At 72.5% G+C, this 20,759-nt stretch carries 18 protein-coding genes and 1 tRNA gene; 8 read left to right on the top strand and 11 right to left on the bottom strand.

Annotation, left to right across the window (positions count from 1 at the left end; all coding sequences use genetic code 11):
* Positions 1–90: 90 nt before the first annotated feature.
* A complete protein-coding gene (locus ACFWNV_RS17900; RefSeq protein WP_383947433.1) occupies positions 91–876 on the top strand; it encodes a LuxR C-terminal-related transcriptional regulator in 786 nt (261 codons plus the stop codon).
* Here the strand turns inward: ACFWNV_RS17900 and ACFWNV_RS17895 are convergent.
* Positions 835–1,332: a MarR family winged helix-turn-helix transcriptional regulator gene (locus ACFWNV_RS17895; protein WP_243335294.1), complete on the bottom strand. Its 498-nt coding sequence runs from the start codon at positions 1,330–1,332 to the stop codon at positions 835–837. The two genes, ACFWNV_RS17900 and ACFWNV_RS17895, sit on opposite strands and share 42 nt — an antisense overlap.
* 161 nt (positions 1,333–1,493) lie before the next feature.
* Here ACFWNV_RS17895 and ACFWNV_RS17890 point away from each other — a divergent pair, with 161 nt between their 5' ends.
* Positions 1,494–2,366: a trans-aconitate 2-methyltransferase gene (locus ACFWNV_RS17890; protein WP_383947430.1), complete on the top strand. Its 873-nt coding sequence runs from the start codon at positions 1,494–1,496 to the stop codon at positions 2,364–2,366.
* 118 nt (positions 2,367–2,484) lie between these two features.
* On the opposite strand, the gene ACFWNV_RS17885 is transcribed toward ACFWNV_RS17890, so the two are convergent.
* The gene (locus ACFWNV_RS17885) at positions 2,485–3,159 is read right to left on the bottom strand and encodes a TetR family transcriptional regulator (RefSeq protein WP_383947427.1); all 675 of its coding nucleotides are present in this window, start codon (positions 3,157–3,159) and stop codon (positions 2,485–2,487) included.
* Positions 3,156–4,136: an acyl-CoA desaturase gene (locus ACFWNV_RS17880; RefSeq protein WP_383947424.1), complete on the bottom strand. Its 981-nt coding sequence runs from the start codon at positions 4,134–4,136 to the stop codon at positions 3,156–3,158. Before ACFWNV_RS17880 ends, ACFWNV_RS17885 begins: the two co-directional genes overlap by 4 nt.
* Positions 4,137–4,520: 384 nt before the next feature.
* On the opposite strand from ACFWNV_RS17880, the gene ppc reads away from it, so the two are divergent.
* Positions 4,521–7,286, top strand: a complete 2,766-nt coding sequence (gene ppc, locus ACFWNV_RS17875; RefSeq protein WP_383947421.1) for a phosphoenolpyruvate carboxylase — start codon at positions 4,521–4,523, stop codon at positions 7,284–7,286.
* A gap of 84 nt (positions 7,287–7,370) precedes the next feature.
* On the opposite strand, the gene pth is transcribed toward ppc, so the two are convergent.
* The 5 genes from pth to ACFWNV_RS17850 form a co-directional block, all read right to left on the bottom strand.
* Positions 7,371–7,961, bottom strand: coding sequence for an aminoacyl-tRNA hydrolase (gene pth / locus ACFWNV_RS17870; RefSeq protein ID WP_383947418.1), 591 nt, complete (start codon positions 7,959–7,961; stop codon positions 7,371–7,373).
* A gap of 91 nt (positions 7,962–8,052) precedes the next feature.
* Positions 8,053–8,628 (bottom strand): 50S ribosomal protein L25/general stress protein Ctc, encoded by a 576-nt coding sequence (locus ACFWNV_RS17865; RefSeq protein WP_383947414.1) that lies wholly within the window; start codon positions 8,626–8,628, stop codon positions 8,053–8,055.
* A gap of 204 nt (positions 8,629–8,832) precedes the next feature.
* Positions 8,833–9,810, bottom strand: a complete 978-nt coding sequence (locus tag ACFWNV_RS17860; protein ID WP_112451977.1) for a ribose-phosphate diphosphokinase — start codon at positions 9,808–9,810, stop codon at positions 8,833–8,835.
* 133 nt (positions 9,811–9,943) lie between these two features.
* Positions 9,944–11,389 (bottom strand): bifunctional UDP-N-acetylglucosamine diphosphorylase/glucosamine-1-phosphate N-acetyltransferase GlmU, encoded by a 1,446-nt coding sequence (gene glmU, locus ACFWNV_RS17855; protein ID WP_383947410.1) that lies wholly within the window; start codon positions 11,387–11,389, stop codon positions 9,944–9,946.
* 108 nt (positions 11,390–11,497) lie between these two features.
* A tRNA-Gln gene (locus ACFWNV_RS17850) sits at positions 11,498–11,569 on the bottom strand.
* 154 nt (positions 11,570–11,723) lie between these two features.
* Here ACFWNV_RS17850 and ACFWNV_RS17845 point away from each other — a divergent pair.
* Together ACFWNV_RS17845 and ACFWNV_RS17840 are read left to right on the top strand one after the other, a co-directional pair.
* Positions 11,724–12,986, top strand: coding sequence for a sensor histidine kinase (locus ACFWNV_RS17845; protein ID WP_383947407.1), 1,263 nt, complete (start codon positions 11,724–11,726; stop codon positions 12,984–12,986).
* Between the two features lie 230 nt (positions 12,987–13,216).
* Positions 13,217–13,759 carry a hypothetical protein gene (locus ACFWNV_RS17840; protein WP_383947405.1) on the top strand — a complete coding sequence of 181 codons (543 nt, stop codon included), beginning with the start codon at positions 13,217–13,219 and terminating at the stop codon, positions 13,757–13,759.
* Between the two features lie 19 nt (positions 13,760–13,778).
* Here the strand turns inward: ACFWNV_RS17840 and ACFWNV_RS17835 are convergent, their stop codons facing one another.
* Positions 13,779–14,297 carry an SUKH-3 domain-containing protein gene (locus tag ACFWNV_RS17835; RefSeq protein WP_383947402.1) on the bottom strand — a complete coding sequence of 173 codons (519 nt, stop codon included), beginning with the start codon at positions 14,295–14,297 and terminating at the stop codon, positions 13,779–13,781.
* A 5-nt stretch (positions 14,298–14,302) separates the two neighbouring features.
* Positions 14,303–14,932: a YwqJ-related putative deaminase gene (locus ACFWNV_RS17830; protein WP_383947399.1), complete on the bottom strand. Its 630-nt coding sequence runs from the start codon at positions 14,930–14,932 to the stop codon at positions 14,303–14,305.
* A 230-nt stretch (positions 14,933–15,162) separates the two neighbouring features.
* On the opposite strand from ACFWNV_RS17830, the gene ACFWNV_RS17825 reads away from it, so the two are divergent.
* The 3 genes from ACFWNV_RS17825 (at position 15,163) to ACFWNV_RS17815 (ending at position 19,759) form a co-directional block, all read left to right on the top strand.
* Positions 15,163–16,212 carry an SMI1/KNR4 family protein gene (locus ACFWNV_RS17825; protein ID WP_383947396.1) on the top strand — a complete coding sequence of 350 codons (1,050 nt, stop codon included), beginning with the start codon at positions 15,163–15,165 and terminating at the stop codon, positions 16,210–16,212.
* Positions 16,213–16,219: 7 nt separating this feature from the next.
* Positions 16,220–18,727, top strand: a complete 2,508-nt coding sequence (locus ACFWNV_RS17820; protein WP_383947393.1) for an SUKH-4 family immunity protein — start codon at positions 16,220–16,222, stop codon at positions 18,725–18,727.
* Between the two features lie 159 nt (positions 18,728–18,886).
* Positions 18,887–19,759 carry a DivIVA domain-containing protein gene (locus ACFWNV_RS17815; protein ID WP_383947390.1) on the top strand — a complete coding sequence of 291 codons (873 nt, stop codon included), beginning with the start codon at positions 18,887–18,889 and terminating at the stop codon, positions 19,757–19,759.
* A gap of 123 nt (positions 19,760–19,882) precedes the next feature.
* Here ACFWNV_RS17815 and ACFWNV_RS17810 read toward each other — a convergent pair whose 3' ends face one another.
* Positions 19,883–20,728, bottom strand: a complete 846-nt coding sequence (locus ACFWNV_RS17810) for a hypothetical protein (protein ID WP_383947387.1) — start codon at positions 20,726–20,728, stop codon at positions 19,883–19,885.
* Between the last annotated feature and the right edge of the window lie 31 nt (positions 20,729–20,759).

Below are 20,759 nucleotides of genomic sequence, written 5' to 3'. Positions count from 1 at the left end.
AGATGTCACGGCGGCGGCCGAGGCGCCTGCGGATCACCCGGTCCGGGCGTCGTACCCGCAGTCGTCCGTTCCCCGACCCTTGGGGGTTTTGTGGTCCGTATCCGGGTACTCGTGGTCGACGATCACCGCATCTTCGCCGAATCTCTCGCCGCCGCGCTCGCGGCCGAACCGGACGTGGACGTTTCCGCGGCCGGCAGCGGCCCCGCCGCGCTGCGCTGCCTCGAACGCGCGGCGGCCGAGGGCCGTCGCTTCGACGTCCTGCTGGTCGACTCCGACCTGGCCGCCGTCCCCGCGGGCGTTCCCGTCCAGCGGGAGTCCGGCTCCGCCCCGCCCGCCGCCGACGGGATCGCGCTGGTGGCAGGCGTACGGGTGTCCCATCCGGAGGTCCGCACGGTCGTGCTCGCCGAGCGCGACGACGCCCGCCGGGCCGCCCTGGCGCTCCAGGCGGGAGCCTCGGGCTGGGTGGCCAAGGACTGCTCGCTCTCGCGGCTGCTGGCCGTGATCCGCGGGGTCCTGCGCGAGGAGACGCACCTTCCGCCCGCGCTGCTCACCGGGGTGCTCCGCGAACTGACCGCGGCGCGCAAGCACCGTACCGACAGCGAACGGCTGGTGGAGTCCCTCACGCCGAGGGAGCACGAGGTGCTGCGCTGCATGGTGGCGGGGCTGGGCCGCAAGGACGTGGCCGCGCGGCTGTTCCTCTCCCCGCACACGGTCCGCACCCACATGCAGAACGTGCTGGGCAAGCTGGGCGTGCACTCCACGCTCGCGGCGGTCGCCCTGGCCCGGCGGGCCGGCGTACGGCCCGCGGACCTGCCCGGACTGCCGGGGCAGGGACTAGCCGGGGATGTTGTCGAACGGAGCGGTCAACTGGCGTAGCAGGCCCGCGAGGTCGCCGCGCTGCGTCCGCGAGAGCTGGGCCAGGATCGCCCGTTCCTGGGCCAGCAGGCCGGCGAGCGCCTGGTCGGCGCGGTCGCGGCCCTCGGGGCTGAGGCGCACCAGGACCCCGCGGCGGTCGTTGGGGTCCGGCAGCCGTTCGACGAGGCCCTTCTTGGCGAGCCGGTCGATGCGGTTGGTCATGGTCCCGGAGGTCACCAGGGTCTGCGTCAGCAGCTGGCCGGGGGAGAGCTGGTAGGGCGCACCGGCCCGCCGCAGCGAGGTCAGGACGTCGAACTCCCAGGGCTCCAGGCCGTGCTCGGAAAAGGCCAGCCGGCGGGCACGGTCGAGATGCCGCGCGAGCCTGCTGACGCGGCTGAGTACCTCGAGCGGTTCCACGTCGAGGTCAGGGCGTTCCCGCCGCCATGCCGCGACCAGTCGGTCGACCTCGTCCTCCATGCCGATCAGTGTAAAGGGTCTGTCGACGTGAAGTCTCTTTAAATCGAGTATCTCGATCTAGAGTATCTTGACGTCGAGATATATATTCCGCCACCATGGGGCATGGAGGGGGCCGGAGAAGCTTCCGCTTCCCACCGCACTGCCAGCAAGGAGGCTCGAACATGCATTCCGATACCGCGCCGGCCAGGGTTCCGGCGTCGACATCCCCCACGAACCCCACGGATGCCGCCCCCACCTGGGACCCGCAGCAGTACCTCCGGCACGCGGGCCACCGGGCCAGGCCCTTCCTCGACCTCCTGGGCCGCATACCCGAGCTGCCCACCCGGGCCGCCCGCATCGCCGACCTCGGCTGCGGCCCCGGCAACGTCACCGCGCTCCTCGCGGACCGCTGGCCCGCCGCGCACATCACCGGCTACGACCTCTCCCCGGAGATGCTCCACCGCGCCGACGCCGAGTACGCCGGCCCCACCGGCGGCGGAGGAGAGCTCGACTTCCGTCACGGCAACCTCGCCGACTGGCTCCCGGAGGAGCCCTACGACCTGATCGTCTCCAACGCCGCCCTGCAGTGGGTCCCCGGCCACGCCGGATCCTTCGCCCCCTGGATCAACGGACTGCGCCCCGGCGGCACCTTCGCCTTCCAGATCCCCGGCAACTTCACCGCCCCCAGCCACCGGATCCTGGCCGAGCTGTGCGACACCCCGCGCTGGCGGGCCCGGCTCGCCGGACACGGAGCCCGCTACATCCACATCCTCGAACCCTCCGGATACCTGGAGCGGTTCACCGAGCTCGGCTGCGACGCCGACGTGTGGGAGACCACCTACTACCAGCTGCTCCAGGGCCCCGACCCGGTGCTGGACTGGGTCAAGGGCACCGCGCTGCGGCCCGTGCTCACCGCACTGGCCGACGACGAGGAGGCAGTCGAGGCCTTCCTCACCGAGTACCGCACCCTGCTCCGCGAGGCCTACCCCACGGGCCCCCGCGGCACCGTCTTCCCGTTCCGCCGCATCTTCGCCGTCGCCCGCAAGGAGCCCTGAGCATGCTCACCGGAGTCGACCACGCCCAGGGCTCGCAGCAGGCCTGACGCCCCGCACGACGGCGCCCCGCCACCGGATCTCCGGTGACGGGGCGCCGTCGTACGCGCGAGCTGCGGGCTCACTTCTTGCGGTGGCCCACCAGTCGCGGCTTCGCCTCCAGGTTCTCCAGTCCGTGCCAGGACAGGTTCACCAGGTGCGCCGCCACCTCGGCCTTCTTCGGCTGGCGGGTCTCCAGCCACCACTGCCCGGTCAGCGCGACCATGCCGACCAGCGCCTGCGCGTACAGCGGGGCCAGCTTCGGGTCGAAGCCGCGGGCCTTGAATTCGAGGCCCAGGATGTCCTCGACCTGCGTGGCGATGTCACTGATCAGCGAGGCGAAGGTGCCCGTCGACTGGGCCACGGGGGAGTCCCGGACCAGGATCCGGAAGCCGTCCGTGTAGTTCTCGATGTAGTCCAGCAGCGCGAAGGCCGCCTGCTCCAGGAGCTCCCGCGGGTGCCCGGCCGTCAGGGCGCCCGTCACCCCGTCCAGCAGCTGGCGCATCTCGCGGTCCACGACGACCGCGTAGAGGCCCTCCTTGCCGCCGAAGTGCTCGTAGACCACCGGCTTGGAGACTCCGGCCTTCGCCGCGATCTCCTCCACCGAGGTGCCCTCGAACCCCTTCTCGGCGAACAGGGTGCGGCCGATGTCCAGCAGTTGCTGACGCCGTTCCGCGCCCGTCATCCGGACCCGGCGGCTGCGCCTGGGCTTCTCGCTGCTGGAACTGCTGCCGTCGTTTCCCACGTCCCCCATCATGCCGCGTTCGACACTTCTTCCTTGCGTCGGGCGTCGATGCGGGCCTCGGACGGCCAGCGGACGTCGGACGCCCAGCCCAGCTGTTCGAACCAGCGGATCAGGCGCGCACTGGAGTCGACCTGGCCGCGCAGCACACCGTGCCGGGCCGAGGTCGGGTCGGCGTGGTGCAGGTTGTGCCAGGACTCGCCGCAGGACAGCACCGCCAGCCACCACACGTTGCCGGAGCGGTCGCGGGACTTGAACGGGCGCTTGCCCACCGCGTGGCAGATCGAGTTGATCGACCACGTCACGTGGTGCAGCAGCGCGACCCGGACCAGGGAGCCCCAGAAGAACGCCGTGAAGGCGCCCCACCACGACATCGTCACCAGACCGCCGACCAGCGGCGGCAGCGCCAGCGAGAACATCGTCCAGAAGATGAAGTCGCGCGAGATGCGGCGGATCGCCGGGTCCTTGATCAGGTCCGGGGCGTACTTCTGCTGGTCGGTCTGCTCCTCGTCGAAGAGCCACCCGATGTGCGCCCACCACAGGCCCTTCATCAGGGCCGGCACCGTCTCGCCGAAGCGCCACGGCGAATGCGGGTCGCCCTCGTGGTCGGAGTACTTGTGGTGCTTGCGGTGGTCGGCCACCCACCGCACCAGGGGGCCCTCGACCGCCATCGAGCCCATGACCGCCAGGGCGATGCGCAGCGGCCGCTTCGCCTTGAAGGAACCGTGCGTGAAGTACCGGTGGAAGCCGATCGTGATGCCGTGGCAGGCCAGGAAGTACATGAACACCATCAGGCCCACGTCCAGCCAGCTCACCCCCCAGCCCCAGGCGAGCGGAAGGGCCACCAGCAGGGCGAGGAAGGGCACGGTGATGAACAGCAGCAGTGCGATCTGCTCCACCGACCGCTTGCTCTCACCGCCGAGGGTCGCGGACGGCGCGGACGCGCCGGAAGACGCCGAGGCGTCCTCGATCACGTCGGGACTGATGGTCATAGGTGTGTCCCCTGAGGGTGAGGGAGTCGGCAGGCGCGCCGCCCGGCCACACATCCCTACGGGTGCGTAACCTACGGCAACGTAAGTATGGCAAAGGTCCCCCCCGCGGCAAGAGGAGCGCGCTGCGATCCCGTCCTCAAGGCGCTGGTTACAGGGCCGATCGGCCCGAGTCCCAGGGCCGTCGTCCCGCCTGGTGACACAGGGACCTGGTCACCGGTACGGGCCACCTATCCTGGTGTCGTCGGACAGCGCGGTCCGCACGGGCAGCCCGAGCTGCGCATCAGGAGCGGTGGCACCGCCGGACCCAGGTCCGGGCGGGCACCACCGCGCGCATCCGGGGCCCACCTCCCAGTAGCGCTCGAAACACTGCAAGGAGCCGCACCTGTGAGCAGTGCCGACCAGGCCCACTCGACCACCGCCCCGGCCACGTCCCCCGCCGGCGCGGCCAACGCCGAGCTGCGCGCGGACATCCGCCGCCTCGGCGACCTCCTCGGTGAGACCCTCGTACGCCAGGAGGGCCAGGACCTCCTCGACCTGGTCGAACGCGTCCGAGCCCTCACGCGCACCGACGGCATCGCGGCCGCGGAGCTGCTCGGCGACACCGACCTGGAGACCGCCGCCAAGCTGGTGCGCGCCTTCTCCACCTACTTCCACCTCGCCAACGTCACCGAGCAGGTGCACCGCGGCAAGGAGCTGCGCGCCCACCGCGCCGCCGAGGGGGGCCTGCTGGCCCGCACCGCCGACATGCTCAAGGACGCGGACCCCGAGCACCTGCGCGAGACGGTCAAGAACCTCAACGTCCGCCCCGTCTTCACCGCGCACCCCACCGAAGCGGCCCGCCGCAGCGTCCTCAACAAGCTGCGCCGCATCGCGGCCCTCCTGGAGGAGCCCGTCTCGGGCGCCGGCGAGCGCCGCCGCCACGACCTGCGCCTCGCGGAGAACATCGACCTCGTCTGGCAGACCGACGAACTGCGCGTGGTCCGCCCCGAGCCCGCCGACGAGGCCCGCAACGCCATCTACTACCTCGACGAGCTGCACGCCGGCGCCGTCGGCGACGTCCTCGAGGACCTCGCCGCCGAGCTCCAGCGCGTCGGCATCGAGATCCCGGCCGGCACCCGCCCGCTCACCTTCGGCACCTGGATCGGCGGCGACCGCGACGGCAACCCGAACGTCACCCCCGACGTGACCCGGGACGTGCTGATCCTCCAGCACGAGCACGGCATCACCGACGCCCTGGAACTCATCGACTTCCTGCGCGGACTGCTGTCGAACTCCATCCGCTACACCGGCGCCACCGAGGAACTCCTCACCTCCCTCCAGGCCGACCTGGAGCGCCTCCCCGAGATCAGCCCGCGCTACAAGCGGCTGAACGCGGAGGAGCCGTACCGCCTCAAGGCCACCTGCATCCGGCAGAAGCTCCTCAACACCCGAGAGCGCCTCGCCAAGGGCATCCCGCACGAGGAAGGCCGCGACTACCTCGGCACCGCCGAGCTGCTCACCGACCTCACCCTCATCCAGACCTCCCTGCGCGAGCACCGCGGCGCGCTCTTCGCCGACGGCCGCATGGACCGCACCATCCGCACGCTGGCCGCCTTCGGCCTCCAGCTCGCCACGATGGACGTGCGCGAGCACGCGGACGCCCACCACCACGCGCTCGGTCAGCTCTTCGACCGGCTCGGCGAGGAGTCCTGGCGCTACGCGGACATGCCCCGCGACTACCGCGGCCGCCTCCTGGCCAAGGAGCTGCGCTCCCGCCGCCCGCTGGCGCCCACCCCGGCCCCGCTCGACGCGGCCGGCCAGAAGACCCTCGGCGTGTTCGGCGCCATCAAGGACGCCTTCGAGAAGTTCGGCCCCGAGGTCATCGAGTCCTACATCATCTCGATGTGCCAGGGCGCCGACGACGTCTTCGCCGCGGCCGTCCTCGCCCGCGAGGCCGGTCTCATCGACCTGCACGGCGGCTGGGCCAAGATCGGCATCGTGCCGCTCCTGGAGACCACCGACGAGCTCAAGGCCGCCGACGTCATCCTCGACGAGATGCTCGCGGACCCCTCCTACCGGCGCCTCGTCTCGCTGCGCGGAGACGTCCAGGAGGTCATGCTCGGCTACTCCGACTCCTCCAAGTTCGGCGGCATCACCACCTCCCAGTGGGAGATCCACCGCGCCCAGCGCCGGCTGCGCGACGTGGCCCACCGCTACGGGGTGCGCCTGCGCCTCTTCCACGGCCGCGGCGGCACCGTCGGCCGCGGCGGCGGCCCCTCGCACGACGCGATCCTCGCGCAGCCCTGGGGCACCCTGGAGGGCGAGATCAAGGTCACCGAGCAGGGCGAGGTCATCTCCGACAAGTACCTCGTACCGTCGCTGGCCCGCGAGAACCTGGAGCTGACCGTCGCGGCCACCCTCCAGGCCTCCGCCCTGCACACCGCCCCGCGCCAGTCCGACGAGGACCTGGCCCGCTGGGACGCGGCCATGGACACCGTCTCCGACGCCGCGCACGACGCGTACCGCGCGCTGGTCGAGGACCCGGACCTGCCGGCGTACTTCTTCGCCGCCACCCCCGTGGACCAGCTCGCCGACCTGCACCTGGGCTCGCGCCCCTCGCGCCGCCCCGACTCGGGCGCGGGCCTCGACGGCCTGCGCGCCATCCCGTGGGTCTTCGGCTGGACCCAGTCCCGCCAGATCGTCCCCGGCTGGTACGGGGTCGGCTCGGGCCTGAAGGCCCTGCGCGAGGCCGGCCAGGGCGACGCGCTGACCGAGATGGGCGAGCGCTGGCACTTCTTCCGCAACTTCCTGTCCAACGTCGAGATGACGCTGGCCAAGACGGACCTGCGGATCGCCCGCCACTACGTCGACACCCTGGTGCCCGACGAGCTCAAGCACGTCTTCGCCCGCATCGAGGCCGAGCACGAGCTGACCGTCCGCGAGGTCCTGCGGATCACGGGGGGCGAGAAGCTCCTCGACTCCAACCCGGTCCTCCAGCAGACCTTCGCGGTCCGCGACGCCTACCTGGACCCGATCTCCTACCTCCAGGTCTCCCTGCTGGCCCGCCAGCGGGCGGCCGCCGAGCGCGGCGAGGAGGCGGACCCGATCCTGTCCCGGGCCCTGCTCCTCACCGTCAACGGCGTCGCGGCCGGCCTGCGCAACACCGGCTGACCCCTTCGCACGAGGTACGACGGCGTACGACGGAGCCCCCGCCACCGGATCGATCCGGTGGCGGGGGCTCCGTCGTATCCCGTACTAGCTGTTGTACGTGGACTGCGCGCGCTCCAGGCCCTCCTGGACGAGGCACTCCACGGCGTCCGCCGAACGGTCGACGAACCAGTCGAGCTCCTTGCGCTCCGTGGAGGAGAAGTCCTTCAGCACGAAGTCCGCGACCTGCATCCGGCCCGGCGGCCGGCCGATGCCGCAGCGCACGCGGTGGTAGTCCGGCCCCATCGCCTTGGTCATCGACTTCAGCCCGTTGTGGCCGTTGTCCCCGCCGCCCAGCTTCAGCCGCAGCGTCGGGTAGTCGATGTCCAGCTCGTCGTGGACCGCGACGATCCGGTCCAGCGGCACCTTGTAGAAGTCCCGCAGCGCCGTCACCGGGCCGCCGGAGAGGTTCATGAACGACAGGGGCTTGGCCAGCACCACGCGCCGGTTCAGCGGTCCGGGCGGGCCCATCCGGCCCTCGACCACCTGGGCGCGCGCCTTGTGCGCCTTGAACTTGCCGCGCATCCGCTCCGCCAGCAGGTCGGCGACCATGAAACCGATGTTGTGGCGGTTGCCCGCGTACTCCGCACCCGGGTTCCCGAGACCCACGATCAGCCAGGGCGCCGCGTCGTCCGACATCAAAAGCTCCTTATACGAAGACGACCGCCGTCCCGCTCCAGTGGAGCCGGACGGCGGTCGTTCAGCAAGTGCTGAGGGTGAGCGGTGAGGCTCAGGCCTCGGAGCCCTCGGCGGCCGGCTCCTCGGTGCCCGCGCCGATGACCTGCAGGACGGCGATGTCACCGTCGACGGCCAGCGTGGTGCCGGCCGGCAGGACCAGGTCGGAGGCGGTGATGGTGGCACCGGCCTCCAGGCCCGCGATGGACACGGTGACCTCGGTCGGGATGTGCGTGGCCTCGGCCTCGACGGAGATGGTGTTCTGGAGGGTCTCCAGCATGTTGCCGCCCGGGGCCAGCTCGCCCTCGGTGACGATCGCGACGTCGACGGTGACCTTCTCGCCCTTCTTGACGATCAGGAAGTCGACGTGGGAGATCGAGCGCTTCAGCGGGTGCTTCTGAACGGCCTTCGGGATGACCAGCTCGGTGCCGGCGCCCTCGATGTCCAGGGAGAGCAGGACGTTCGGGGTGCGGAGCGCCAGCGCCAGGGCGTGGGCGTCGACGTTGACGTGCTTCGGGTCGGTGCCGTGGCCGTAGATGACCGCGGGGGTCAGGGCGTCACGACGGGCCTGGCGGGCAGAGCCCTTGCCGAAGTTTTCGCGGACCTTCGCGGCAAGCTTGATCTCGGACATGCTCACTCCTCGTGGGGTGACGGAAATGGACGACAGTCACCCGGCCGGAACACGGCCTGCTACGAAGAGCGCGTCGATAACGGAGTACCGGAGACCTGTTTGGAAAATCCAAAAACAGGTACAGCCTCCCTCGCCGAGCAACTCGAGGAGTGTACCCGGAGGGGAGGCCGTACCCAAAAATGATCTAGCGCGGAGCGGACGTGCCTACTGCTGCTCTTCGAACAGGCTGGTGACCGAGCCGTCCTCGAAGACCTCGCGCACGGCGCGGGCGATCATCGGGGCGATGGAGAGCACCGTGATCTTGTCGAGCTCAAGGTCCGACGGGTCCGGCAGGGTGTTCGTGAACACGAACTCGCTGACCTTGGAGTTCTTCAGGCGGTCGGCGGCCGGGCCCGACAGGATGCCGTGGGTGGCCGTCACGATGACGTCCTCCGCGCCGTGCGCGAAGAGCGCGTCGGCGGCGGCGCAGATGGTGCCACCGGTGTCGATCATGTCGTCGACCAGGACGCAGACGCGGCCCTTGACCTCACCGACGACCTCGTGGACGGTCACCTGGTTGGCGACGTCCTTGTCGCGGCGCTTGTGCACGATCGCCAGCGGGGCGTCCAGGCGGTCGCACCAGCGGTCGGCGACGCGCACGCGGCCGGCGTCCGGGGAGACGATCGTCAGCTTGGAGCGGTCGACCTTGGCACCGACGTAGTCCGCGAGGACCGACAGGGCCGAAAGGTGGTCGACCGGGCCGTCGAAGAAGCCCTGGATCTGGTCGGTGTGCAGATCGACCGTGAGGATGCGGTCGGCACCCGCGGTCTTCAGCAGGTCGGCGACCAGGCGGGCCGAGATCGGCTCGCGGCCCTTGTGCTTCTTGTCCTGGCGGGCGTACCCGTAGGACGGGACGATCACGGTGATGGAGCGTGCCGACGCGCGCTTGAGCGCGTCGATCATGATCAGCTGCTCCATGATCCACTTGTTGATCGGAGCCGTGTGGCTCTGGATCAGGAAGCAGTCCGCGCCACGCGCCGACTCCTGGAAGCGGACGTAGATCTCGCCGTTCGCGAAGTCGAAAGCCTTGGTCGGCACGAGGCCGACACCGAGCTGGTGCGCGACCTCCTCGGCCAGCTCGGGGTGGGCGCGGCCGGAGAAGAGCATCAGCTTCTTCTCGCCGGTCGTCTTGATCCCGGTCACAGCACTGTCTCCTCAGACGTGGGAAAGCTGCTCGCCCCCATGTGCGTCCGTCCCGCACACGGTGAGCCAGCCGAATTGCGTTCACCTATCACGGTACGCCGTCTCGGGCGTAGCCGTTTCCGGTCAGTTCACCTCAGCGTTCGTCGGAGTCCTCGTGGACCGCCGACTGGGCCGCGGTCGCGGCGGCACTTCCCGGACGCTTGCGGGCCACCCAGCCCTCGATATTCCGCTGCTGGCCACGGGCCACGGCCAGGGCGCCGGGCGGCACGTCCTTCGTGATCACGGAGCCGGCGGCGGTGTAGGCGCCGTCCCCGATGGTGACGGGAGCCACAAACATGTTGTCCGAACCCGTCTTGCAGTGTGAGCCGACGGTCGTGTGGTGCTTGTGCTCACCGTCGTAGTTGACGAACACGCTGGCGGCGCCGATGTTCGTGTACTCGCCGATCGTCGCGTCGCCGACGTAGGAGAGGTGCGGGACCTTGGTGCCCTCGCCGATCGTGGCGTTCTTCATCTCCACGTACGTACCGGCCTTGGCCTTCGCGCCCAGGTTCGTGCCCGGACGCAGGTACGCGAAGGGGCCGACGCTCGCCGAGGCGCCGACGACGGCGGTGTCCGCCACGGTGTTGTCCACGCGGGCGCCGGCGCCCACGCGGGTGTCCTTCAGGCGGGTGTTGGGGCCGACCTCGGCGTGCTCGGCGATGTGCGTGGTGCCGAGCAGCTGGGTGCCCGGGTGCACGATCGCGTCCTGGCCGAAAGTCACCGTCACGTCGACGAGGGTGGTCGCCGGGTCGACGATCGTCACGCCGGCGAGCATGGCGCGCTCCAGCAGGCGGGCGTTCAGCAGTGCGCGGGCCTCGGCGAGCTGGACCCGGTTGTTGATCCCGAGGATCTGCCGGTGGTCCGCGCCCACGGCCGCGCCGACGCGGTGGCCGGCCTCGCGCAGGATGCCGAGCACGTCGGTGAGGTACTCCTCGCCCTGGCTGTTGTCGGTGCGGACCTTGCCGAGGGCGTCGGCGAGGAGGGCGCCGTCGAAGGCGAAGACCCCGGAGTTGATCTCGCGGATGGCGAGCTGGGCGTCGGTGGCGTCCTTGTGCTCGACGATGGCGGTGACCGCCCCGTCGGCGCCGCGGATGATCCGGCCGTACCCGGTGGAGTCGGGGACCTCGGCGGTCAGCACGGTGACGGCGTTGCCGTCGGCCTCGTGCGTGGCCGTCAGTGCGGCCAGGGTCTCGCCGGTCAGCAGCGGGGTGTCGCCGCAGACGACGACCACGGTGCCGGCGGGCCGGTCGCCCAGCTCTTCGAGGGCCATCCGGACGGCGTGCCCGGTGCCGTTCTGCTCGTACTGGACCGCGGTGCGGACGTCGGCGTCGATCGCGGCGAGGTGCGCGGTGACCTGCTCGCGGGCGTGCCCGACGACGACGACGAGGTGGGTGGGGTCCAGCTCGCGGGAGGCGGCGACGACGTGACCGACGAGCGAGCGCCCGCTGATCTCGTGCAGAACCTTGGGTGTGGCCGACTTCATGCGGGTGCCTTCACCCGCTGCGAGTACGACGACGGCTGCCGGGCGATTGGCGCTCACGGGTGTGCCCTTCGGCTTCGGGTGGTGGACCCGTGAAGGATACCGGTGGGTTTGAGGCCCTAAACGAGGGTGGGTCCCGACTGTGAAAGTCAGGACCCGGACCGTGGGCTCCCCTGTCAGGACTCGAACCCGAACATAAGGCACCAAAAGCCTCAGTGCTGCCAATTACACCACAGGGGATTAATCGACTGAACCGGACATAGAGCCCTGGTGGTCGAGCCGACGGGACCTACTATGCCGCACCGGGCGCCCTGAATGCGACGGTACAAAACCGAGCCCTTCAGCGGGATTTCCCGTCGCCTGCGGACCGGGGCCGCTGCGTAGGCTGGACCGCATGACCAGTACGGGGGAAGAGCAGGGAGGGGCGGGGGCCGGACGGGACGGGCCCCTGTGGTGGGACCGGCGCGGTTCGGCCGTGTTGGACGTGGGGCTCGGGGCGGTGTCCGCCGTCGAGTGCGGGGTGGAGGGCGTCGACTTCGCCCACGAGGCCGGGATCCCGGTCTTCGCCGGGGTGCTGTTCGGGCTGCTGATCGGGTCCGTGCTGATCCTGCGGCGGCGCTGGCCGGTCCTCGTGGTGCTGGTCGGCATCGCGGTGTCGCCCGCGGCCATGGGGTTCATGCTCGGGGTGGTCGGGCTGTACACGCTCGCCGCCTCCGAGGTGCCCCGGCGGATCACCGCGACCCTGGCGTCGATGTCGCTGGCCGCGACCTTCGTGGTGATGTACCTGAGGACCAGGAACGAACCCGATGTCAGCTTCACCATCCTCATCACCCTGTCCGTGTTCGTGGCGGTGGCATTGACCGTGCCGCCGGTGCTGTTCGGGCTGTACACGGCGGCCCGCAGGCGGCTGATGGAGAGCCTGCAGGAGCGGGCGGACTCGCTGGAGCGGGAGCTGTCGCTGCTCGCGGACCGGGCGGAGGAACGGGCCGAGTGGGCCCGTACGGAGGAGCGGACCCGGATCGCGCGGGAGATGCACGACGTCGTGGCGCACCGGGTGTCGCTCATGGTGGTGCACGCGGCGGCGCTCCAGGCGATCGCCGCCAAGGACCCGGTGAAGGCGGCGAAGAACGCCGCGCTGGTCGGGGACATGGGACGGCAGGCCCTGACGGAGCTGCGCGAGATGCTCGGCGTGCTGCGGGCGGAGGCGCCCAGGCCGGCGGCCGTGACGGCGCCGGTGGCGCTGGTGGGGAGCTTCGAGGACGGGCCGACGCTGGCCGAGCTGGAGGTGCTCGTCGGACAGTCCCGGGCGGCCGGGATGACCGTGGAGCTGGACGTGCGCGGGGAGTACTCCGCGTACCTGGCGGAGGTGGAGCAGACCGCCTACCGGGTGGTGCAGGAGGCGCTGACCAACTGCCACAAGCACGCCGCGGGCGCACGCGTCGTCGTACGCCTGGCGCACCGCGAGGGCGAGGTGGCCATGCAGGTGGAGAACGGCCCCTGCGACGGCAAGGCCGCCGAGCCGGGTCTGCCGAGCGGCGGGAACGGCCTGGTCGGCATGCGCGAGCGGGTCCTGCGCCTGGGCGGCGTGTTCGTCTCCGGCCCGACGGACGAGGGCGGCTTCAAGGTCTCGGCGGTCCTGCCGGGCGAACGGGGGTAGCGGGGAACGGCCTGGGATCCGGCGGCGGCCGCGGCCGAGCTCGCGCCGTCGCGGGATCCGCAGAGCACGGACGCGGCTGCCGGTGTGCGGCAGTACCGCGCCTACTTGGACGGCGGCGCCCTCGCGGCTGATCTGCGGGCGTATGTTTTCCGGTTGGAGGAAGGCCGGTATCCGGGGGCCGGGGAGCGGCTCCCGCGTCCGTGACGCGGGGCGACAGGGGGAAGTGGGGGATGACGGTGGGCTGGGATCCGGTGGCCGAGCTGACGGACGAGGACCGCAAGCTGTTCCAGGGGCGCTGGGAGAAGAGGCTCTGGCTGAACGTGCCGGGGCCCTTCTACACGGGCGAGACGGACACGTGCTGGACCGGGCGGCTGAACGCGCCCCGCAACGTGATGTACGCGGCGAGCACCGAGGGCAGCCTGGAGTACGTGTTCCGGCAGCCGCGGAGCCCGGCCGAGGTGCGCGAGGTGGTGAACGCCGCCGACGAGGAGCCCTTCCAGGAGTACGCGTACGACGGGGACCGCTGGTGGACCCCGGAGTCGGTGCGCCGGTGGTGGGCCGGCCGGGGCCGGGTCGAGGAGCACCTGGTGCTCACGCTGGCCGAGTACGCGGACAGCGTCCATCCCGCCGACCGGGACGCCGCCGCGGGCGCGCGGGAGTTCCGGGCGTACCTGGAGGGCGGGCTCGCCGCCGATCTGCGGGCGTACCTCTTCCGGCTGGAGGAGGGCCGCTACCCGGGAGAAGGGGAGCAGCTTCCCCGGCTGGAGGGCTAGGGCTGGGGCCAGTGCGTCCCTAGGCGCCCGGGTCCGTCGTCAGGCGGGTCGGCTGGAGGCCGGTGAGGAGGAGGGTGAGGGCCTCGTCGAGGCTCGCGCCGAGGTACCAGTCGCCGGTGTGGTCCACGCAGTAGACGCGGCCCTCGCGGTCCAGGGCGAGGTGGGACGTTCCGTCGGCCTCGATGCCGAGCGGGCAGAGCTGGGTGGAGAGGGCGCGGCCGAGGTCCGCGAAGGTGCGGGCGAGGTGGAGCCCTGTGAGGGGGTCCATGCGTATCGCGGTGGGCGCGATCTGGCGGCCGGGGCCCGGGGCGGTGAGGGTGAGGTTCCCGAACTCCGCCCAGGCCTCGACGGCGGCCGGGAAGACGGTGTGCCGGTGCCCGGCGGGGGTGGTGTGGTCGCGCAGGGCGTCGGCCCAGTACTCGGCCTGCTTGATGTCCCAGCGGCCCGGCTCCCAGCCGGCGGTGCGCAGGGCGGAGTCCACGGCGACGGGGAAGCGGGTGGCCGAGGAACGGGCGTACGAAGCGGAAGCGGTGGTCATGGCGGCTACTCGGGGTGGGAGAGGTCGACGGGGCGGACGCCGAAGTGGGCGAGGAGGGCCTCGCAGGAGCGGCAGGGAGGTGCGTAGCTGCCGTGGAGCGGGTCGCCGTCCTCGCGGATGCGGCGGGCGGTGATCTTGGAGTGCTTCAGCGAGCGGCGGGCCTCGCTGGGGGTGAGGGGTTTGCGCGAGGCGCGCTTGCTGCGGGCGCCCTCCACGGTGGCGAGGTGCCGGGAGAGCAGGATCGCCTCCGGACATCGGCCGGTGAAACGTTCGCGCTGGCCGCTCGTGAGGGTGTCGAGGAAATCCTGGACGAGCGCGTGCAGTACGGGCGGCAGGTCGGCCTTGCCGGCGGTGCCGGTGAGGGTCTCCCCGCGCACGGACAGGGCGGCGGCCACGGTGGGCAGGATCCCGTCACGGCGGAAGCGGAGCGTCGGCACGGCGGGCCGGCCGTCCCCGCCGCCGCCCCAGCGCAGCCTGGGATCGCCGGAGCCCGGGTCGGCCGCGGCACCGGCCTGCGCCGGGACGGCGGCAGGTCCGCCGGCTCCCGCGGGGCCCGCCGGGCCCGCGGATCCCGGGGCTCCCGCGCCTCCTGAGTGGGCGTCGGCCGCTGCTGTACGTGTTGCCGTGTTCTGCATGGTTGCGCTTTCCCTCCCGTGGCCGCGGTGCTGACCGCTGTCGCGCACGCCCCCGTGCTGTGGGGACAGCCTGTCAAATGTCTCCCGGCCTGTGGAAGCGGGGTCGAATATTCGTATCAATTCGGATCTTCCCGCCCGTCCCGCGGGGTCCCCGCACACGCGCGGGTGACCTCCCGGCCGGAGCACATAGGCTGTGGTGAACCAGCCAGATCCAGCAGGGGGCTACCGCCATGACGACAGGTCGGCTCGGGCATCAGGCCGCGCCACCCAACGCCGCTTACTCGGGGCAGGTCGTGCATTTCCCGGACCCCGTCCGGGCCGCGCGCCATCCCCACGGAGTCCGGATCGGCGCGAACGGACATCCCGACTTCGCCGCGTACGCGCGCGCGGCCGTCGAGATCGCCGAGCCCCCGGAGGGCTTCGGCGTGGACGAGCTGCGCCTGACCGACTGCGTGTCCGCGAACGCGGCCATGCGGGCGACCGGCCACGAACTGTGGGACACGGTCGGCCCGGTGTCGACCCCGCACGGCTGGACCTGGCACCACGTGTCCGGCACCCGCCGGATGGAGCTCGTCCCGGTCGAGGTGAAGTCCCTGTTGAGGCACCACGCCGGTCTGACGACGGCGGCGGTGGACCACGGCAAGCGCGGGACGCGGCCGTTGCAGGAGGTGCGCCCGGTGCACCTGGGGCTGCCCAAGACGGTGGTCTCGGTGTCCGAGCAGCAGGTCCAGGGCGTCGAGGAGGACCTCGGCTACCGGCTCCCGGAGGCGTACCGCTCCTTCCTGAAGGCGGCGGGCGGCTGCGCGCCGGTGGGCACCGGGCTCGACGTGGAGCTGGGACTTCTGGTGGACCAGCCGTTCTTCACGGTGCGCGAGGAGGCGGCGGTCAACGACCTCGTCTACGTCAACAAGTGCCTGCGGGACCACCTGACGAAGGACTACCTCTGCGTGGCCTTCGCCCAGGGCGGGCTCCTCGCGGTGAAGGTGCGCGGGGAGGCCGTCGGCTCGGTCTGGTTCTCTCCGTACGACGATGCGCGCGACCAGGACGGCTGGTCGGTGCAGGAACGCGTGGAGCGGCTGCTGCTGCCGTGCGGTACGGATTTCGACGCCTTCCTGGAACGGCTGGCGGGCAATCCGCCGGAACTGGAAACGGTGGCCGGTCTGATGGTGGACGGCGGATTCGCACGCTCGGTTCCCGTGACGGGTCAGGGTTCGGGTGCCGGTTCGGCCGGACGTTCGGTTCCGGGTGCCGGGCCGGCATCGGCACCGGTGGAGGGGTGACGGCGCGATGGTGACGTTTGCGCAGGCGCAGGAGCGCGCCGAGGAATGGATCAACGGGGACGTGCCCGCGTACCAGCACCGCGAGGTGCGCGTACGGGAGTTCGGACTCGGTTTCGTGGTGTGGGCGGAGGACCGCCCCGCCGGCCCCGTGTCCGGGGGCGGCCGGCAGCGGCTCGTCATCGCGCGGGACAGCGGGGAGGTGACGCTCTGGCCCGGCCTGCCGGTGGGTGAGGTGATCCGCCGCTACGAGGAGGAGTACGGGGCGTCGGCCGCGCAGGCCGAGGCTTCGGTTCCGGTGCCGCGCATCGACTCGGAGCAGACCTCCTTCATGCTGAGCCCGCCGGAGTGGCTCCAGGAGGCGGCGGACCGCGCGGGGATCCCGCCGGCCCCGCACGCCCCCGCGGCCCCTCCGGTACCGGTCGGGCAGGCGGCCCCGGCCGCTTCCGGGCCGGGTTCTTCGGGGCCGGGCTCTTCCGGGAGCCCATCGGAGGCGGAGCCCGAGCCCGTGCCCCTGCGGCGCGGGGGAGAGGTCCCCTACGAGCCGACCGCCAACGACGGGGTGCCCGCTGCGGTCCCGACCGGGGCCACGCCCTGGGCCGGGACCGACGTGAACCCCGGTGCGGACTCCGTGTCCGTACCGCTGCCGGCGACGGTGTTCGCCCCGCCGCTGTCCGGGTCGGACCTGGACGAGGCCCGGGCGTCCTCGGGGCCGGGCCCGGAGGCGCGCACGACCCTGATGCCCAGGGGCAGTGAGCTGCCGAAGACCGCCGTCGTGCCCGCGCTGGACCCGCAGTCCGGGCCGGGGCAGGGGTCGGCGCCGGGTCCCGGTCGGGACTCCGGTCCCGGTGCGGTGTCCGGCGGGGACATCGCCGACGCCCCGACGAGCAAGGCCCGGGTCAACCGGCCCGGGACACCCGCCCCCGTGACCCCGCCGGGTCCGCCCGGTGCGCCGGGCGGCGGTGCGGAGGCGCCTTCGTACGCCGCGACCATGCTGGCCGGTCCCGGCGGGCCGCAGCAGCCCGGCCCGCCCGGCCCGCCCGGAGCCCCCGGGGCTCCCGGTGCTCCCGGTGGCGGGCTGGACCATGCCGCCACGATGCTGGCGGGTCCGTCGGTGACGGGTCAGCCGCCCGCGCCTCCCGGTCCGCCGGGTGCTCCCGGGGTTCCCGGCGGCGGGCTGGACCACGCCGCCACCATGCTGGCCGGTCCCGCCGGACCTCGGCCGCCCGGTCCGCCCGGCGCGCCCGGAGCCGGGCAGCCGCCCGGTCCGCCCGGGCCCCCCGGCCTGCCCGGTGGCGGGCTGGACCATGCCGCCACGATGCTGGCCGGTCCGGCCGTGACGGGTCAGCCGCCCGCGCCTCCCGGCCCGCCGGGGGCTCCGGGTGCTCCCGGGTCGTCCGGGGCGTCCGGCGGGCGCGGCGACGCCTACGCCGCCACCATGCTGGCCGGTCCCGGTGGACCGCAGCAGCCCGGCCCGCCCGTGCCTCCCGGCCCCGCGCCGCAGTCACCCGTACCGGCGCCGCAGGCCCCCGCACCCGGGGTGCCCACGGTCGGTCCCGGCTACCAGGCCGTGCTGCGCTACCGCGCGCCCGACGGTTCCGAGCAGCAGCTCATCCGCCGTTCCGCGCCCGGCACCCCGCACCCGGAGTGGCAGATCCTGTACGAGCTGCGGGCGATGAACGTGCCCCCGCAGCAGGTGCTGGAGCTGCACACCGAGCTGGCCTCGTGCGAACTGCCCGGCGGCTACTGCGCCCGCATGATCCGGGAGACCTGGCCGCAGGTCCGGATCACCAGCGTGGCCCCGTACGGCACGGACCACGCGGGCCGGCAGCAGGGCATGCGGCACCTCCTGACCCACCAGGGCGAACTGCACCAGGTGGCGGACGGCCCGGCGCGCCCCGCGCCGGTGCGCGTGCCGGCGCCGCAGGTGCCGTTGCAGCCGGCGATCCCGCTGGACGCGATCGCGCAGGAGCTGGCGGGGGCGTTCGGGCCGCAGGGAGTGTTCCGCTTCGAGCAGCGCGCGGTGTCCCGGCAGGGTGTGCCGGAGATCGTGGCGCAGACGCTGATGTGGTCCGGACTGCCGGTCGATTTCGGGCCGTTCTTCTGGGCCCAGGCCGTACCGGGTGCCCCGCTGCCGACGCTCGCCGAACTGGCCGCGCAGCGGCAGGTGCAGCCGGCCTCGGACGCGGGCTCGTACCTGGTGGTCGGCAGCGACTTCGGCAAGGCGCTGTGCGTCCAGTACGGCACCGCGCACATCGTGGCGGTGCCGGTGGAGAGCGGTCCGGGCGGGGCGCCGGTGCCCCCGCAGTTCGTGAACTCCTCGCTGCCGCAGTTCGTGCGGTCCCTGGCGATGCTGGGTCACATGTGGCGGCTGCGCCAGCATCTGACACCGGAGCAGGCAGGCCGTTGGACCGTCGATTTCCAGGCGAATCTGGCGGGGCTGGACAGCGCGGCGCTCGCGTCGCCGGAGAACTGGTGGTCGGTACTGCTGGAGCAGATGTGGGACGGCCTCCTCTGACCGGTTCCTGCTGATCTCGCACGGATCCTCCGCGGGGCCTGCCTTCATCCGGATGGCCGGGTCGTGACCCTCGAACAGGGTCTCGGCCCGGCCATTCGGGCTTCCGGGAGCAAATGACGCATCCTTGACAGGAACCCCCGCGAGAGAGGCGCTTCCAGGATGAGTGCACCCTTTACGACCGTGCGTGGCCGTGGCTACCGGGCCGAAGAGGTGGACCGGTACCTCGCCCGGCTGTCGGGGAGCCGGGACGAGGCCTGGGAACGAGTGGCCCGGCTGACCGTGCTGTCCCAGCAGCTGGAGGCCGAGGCCGAGCGGCTGCGCGTGGAGGTCTCCGGACTGGCCCCGCAGACGTACGAGGAGCTCGGCGAACGCGCCCGCCGGATCCTGCTGCTGGCCGAGGAAGAGTCCGAGACCCTACGGGGCGACGCGCGGGCGGACGCGCTGGCGACGGCGGGCGCCGCCGAGGCGCACGCCGACCGGGTGGCGGACCTGGCGCGCGGCGACGCGGAGGCGGTCCGCGAGCAGACCGAGGTCCGGGCCCGCCAGCTGCTGCTGCGGGCGGGGCGCGAGGCGGACGACGCGCGGACCGAGGCACGGGACGACGCGGCGGCCTGGCGGGCGGAGGCGCAGACGGCGCTGGCGGACACGGCCCGCCGGGCGGAGACGCTGCTCGCGGAGCGCGAGCAGGAGCACGCGGAGCGGTGGGACACGGCGGAGCGGGAGCTGGCGGCGCGGACGGCGGAGCTGGAGTCCCGGCACGCCGAGCTGGAGCGGTACGCGGAATCCCGGCTGGCGGAGGCGAAGCGGGCGTTCGCGCAGGCGCAGGAGACCGCGCGGCACGGGCAGGAGGACGCGGAGGCGCGGGCGGCGGAGCTGATCGCGGAGGCGCGGGTGCGCGAGGAGCGGGTCGGCCGGGAGACGGAGCGGATCCTCCGGGAACACGGGGAGTCCCAGGACGAGATGCGGGCCCACATGAACCACGTCCGCTCCAGCCTGGCCGCCCTGACGGGCCGCGCCCCGGCAGAGGGCTGACCCGCACGGGCACGCACACCGCCGCTCCCGGGGTCTGGGGCGGAGCCCCAGGGGCTCGGGCGCAGCCCGGGTGCGGTGGGTCAGGGCGGAGCCCTGGGAACGGTGGAAGGGCGGGTAGGGGACTCAAGGCCCGCGCAGCGGAACGGGACCGCCGGGTCGGGACGGCTGCGCCGGGTACGGCGACGGGTCGCTGCGGAGGCCGCGGGTGGTGACCACCACGGTGAAGGCGGGCGGAACCGTCGCGGGGAGGGCCACGGCCAGGGTCCCGGCCGGGGTGACCGCGGTCGGCAGGGCCGTGCCGTCGACCTCGACCAGGGGGGCGTCCCCGAAGCCGCCGCCCTCGACGGCGAGGAGACCCTCCGTCACGGAGACCCGCGTGATCACCGGATTGTCCCGCACCGCCACCTTGTTCAGGAGATAGGCGCCGGCCGGCGCCCCCGTCAGCGCCCACATCTCCGACGGCAGCTTCGGCAGCCCGGCGCCCACGTCCGTCACGAAGAACGCCACCACGTACAGCATCGTGACCGCGCTCAGGGCCACGTACTGCAGGTCGACCAGGTCGGTCCGCCCGCTGTCGTTCGCGATCAGGTCGCGCAGCGGGCGCCGCTCGGTGCCCTTGGGTGGCGGTTTGGCCATGGAGCCCCGCTCCACCCGCATGCCGACCACCGCCTTGGCCGCGATCAGGGCGGCGTACGGGCCCCCGAGCAGCGGGAGGTAGACGGTCGTCAGCGAGGACAGGGGGCCCTCCGGGCCCTGGAACCAGGCAACACCGCCGCCCGCGGTGAGTCCGTAGCCGAGGGTCGCCAGGAGCAGCCAGAGCAGGATCACCGTCCAGGCCAGGGCGAGCGTGGTCGAGGTGGAGAGGCGCCCGTCGCGGCCGGTGACGAAGCCGGGGTGGCGGAGCAGGCGCAGCAGGATCGGGCCCGCCAGGGCGGCGAGTAAGGCCAGGGCCAGGAGTGCGGACGTCATGTGTGGTTCCCCCCGGAAGTACGGCGTCTCC

It is taken from the genome of Streptomyces sp. NPDC058401 (assembly GCF_042722885.1).
In the GTDB taxonomy this organism is placed as follows: Bacteria; Actinomycetota; Actinomycetes; order Streptomycetales; family Streptomycetaceae; genus Streptomyces.
Note: the sequence above shows the minus strand (reverse complement) of the source record. Positions and strands in the feature narration are given on the sequence as shown.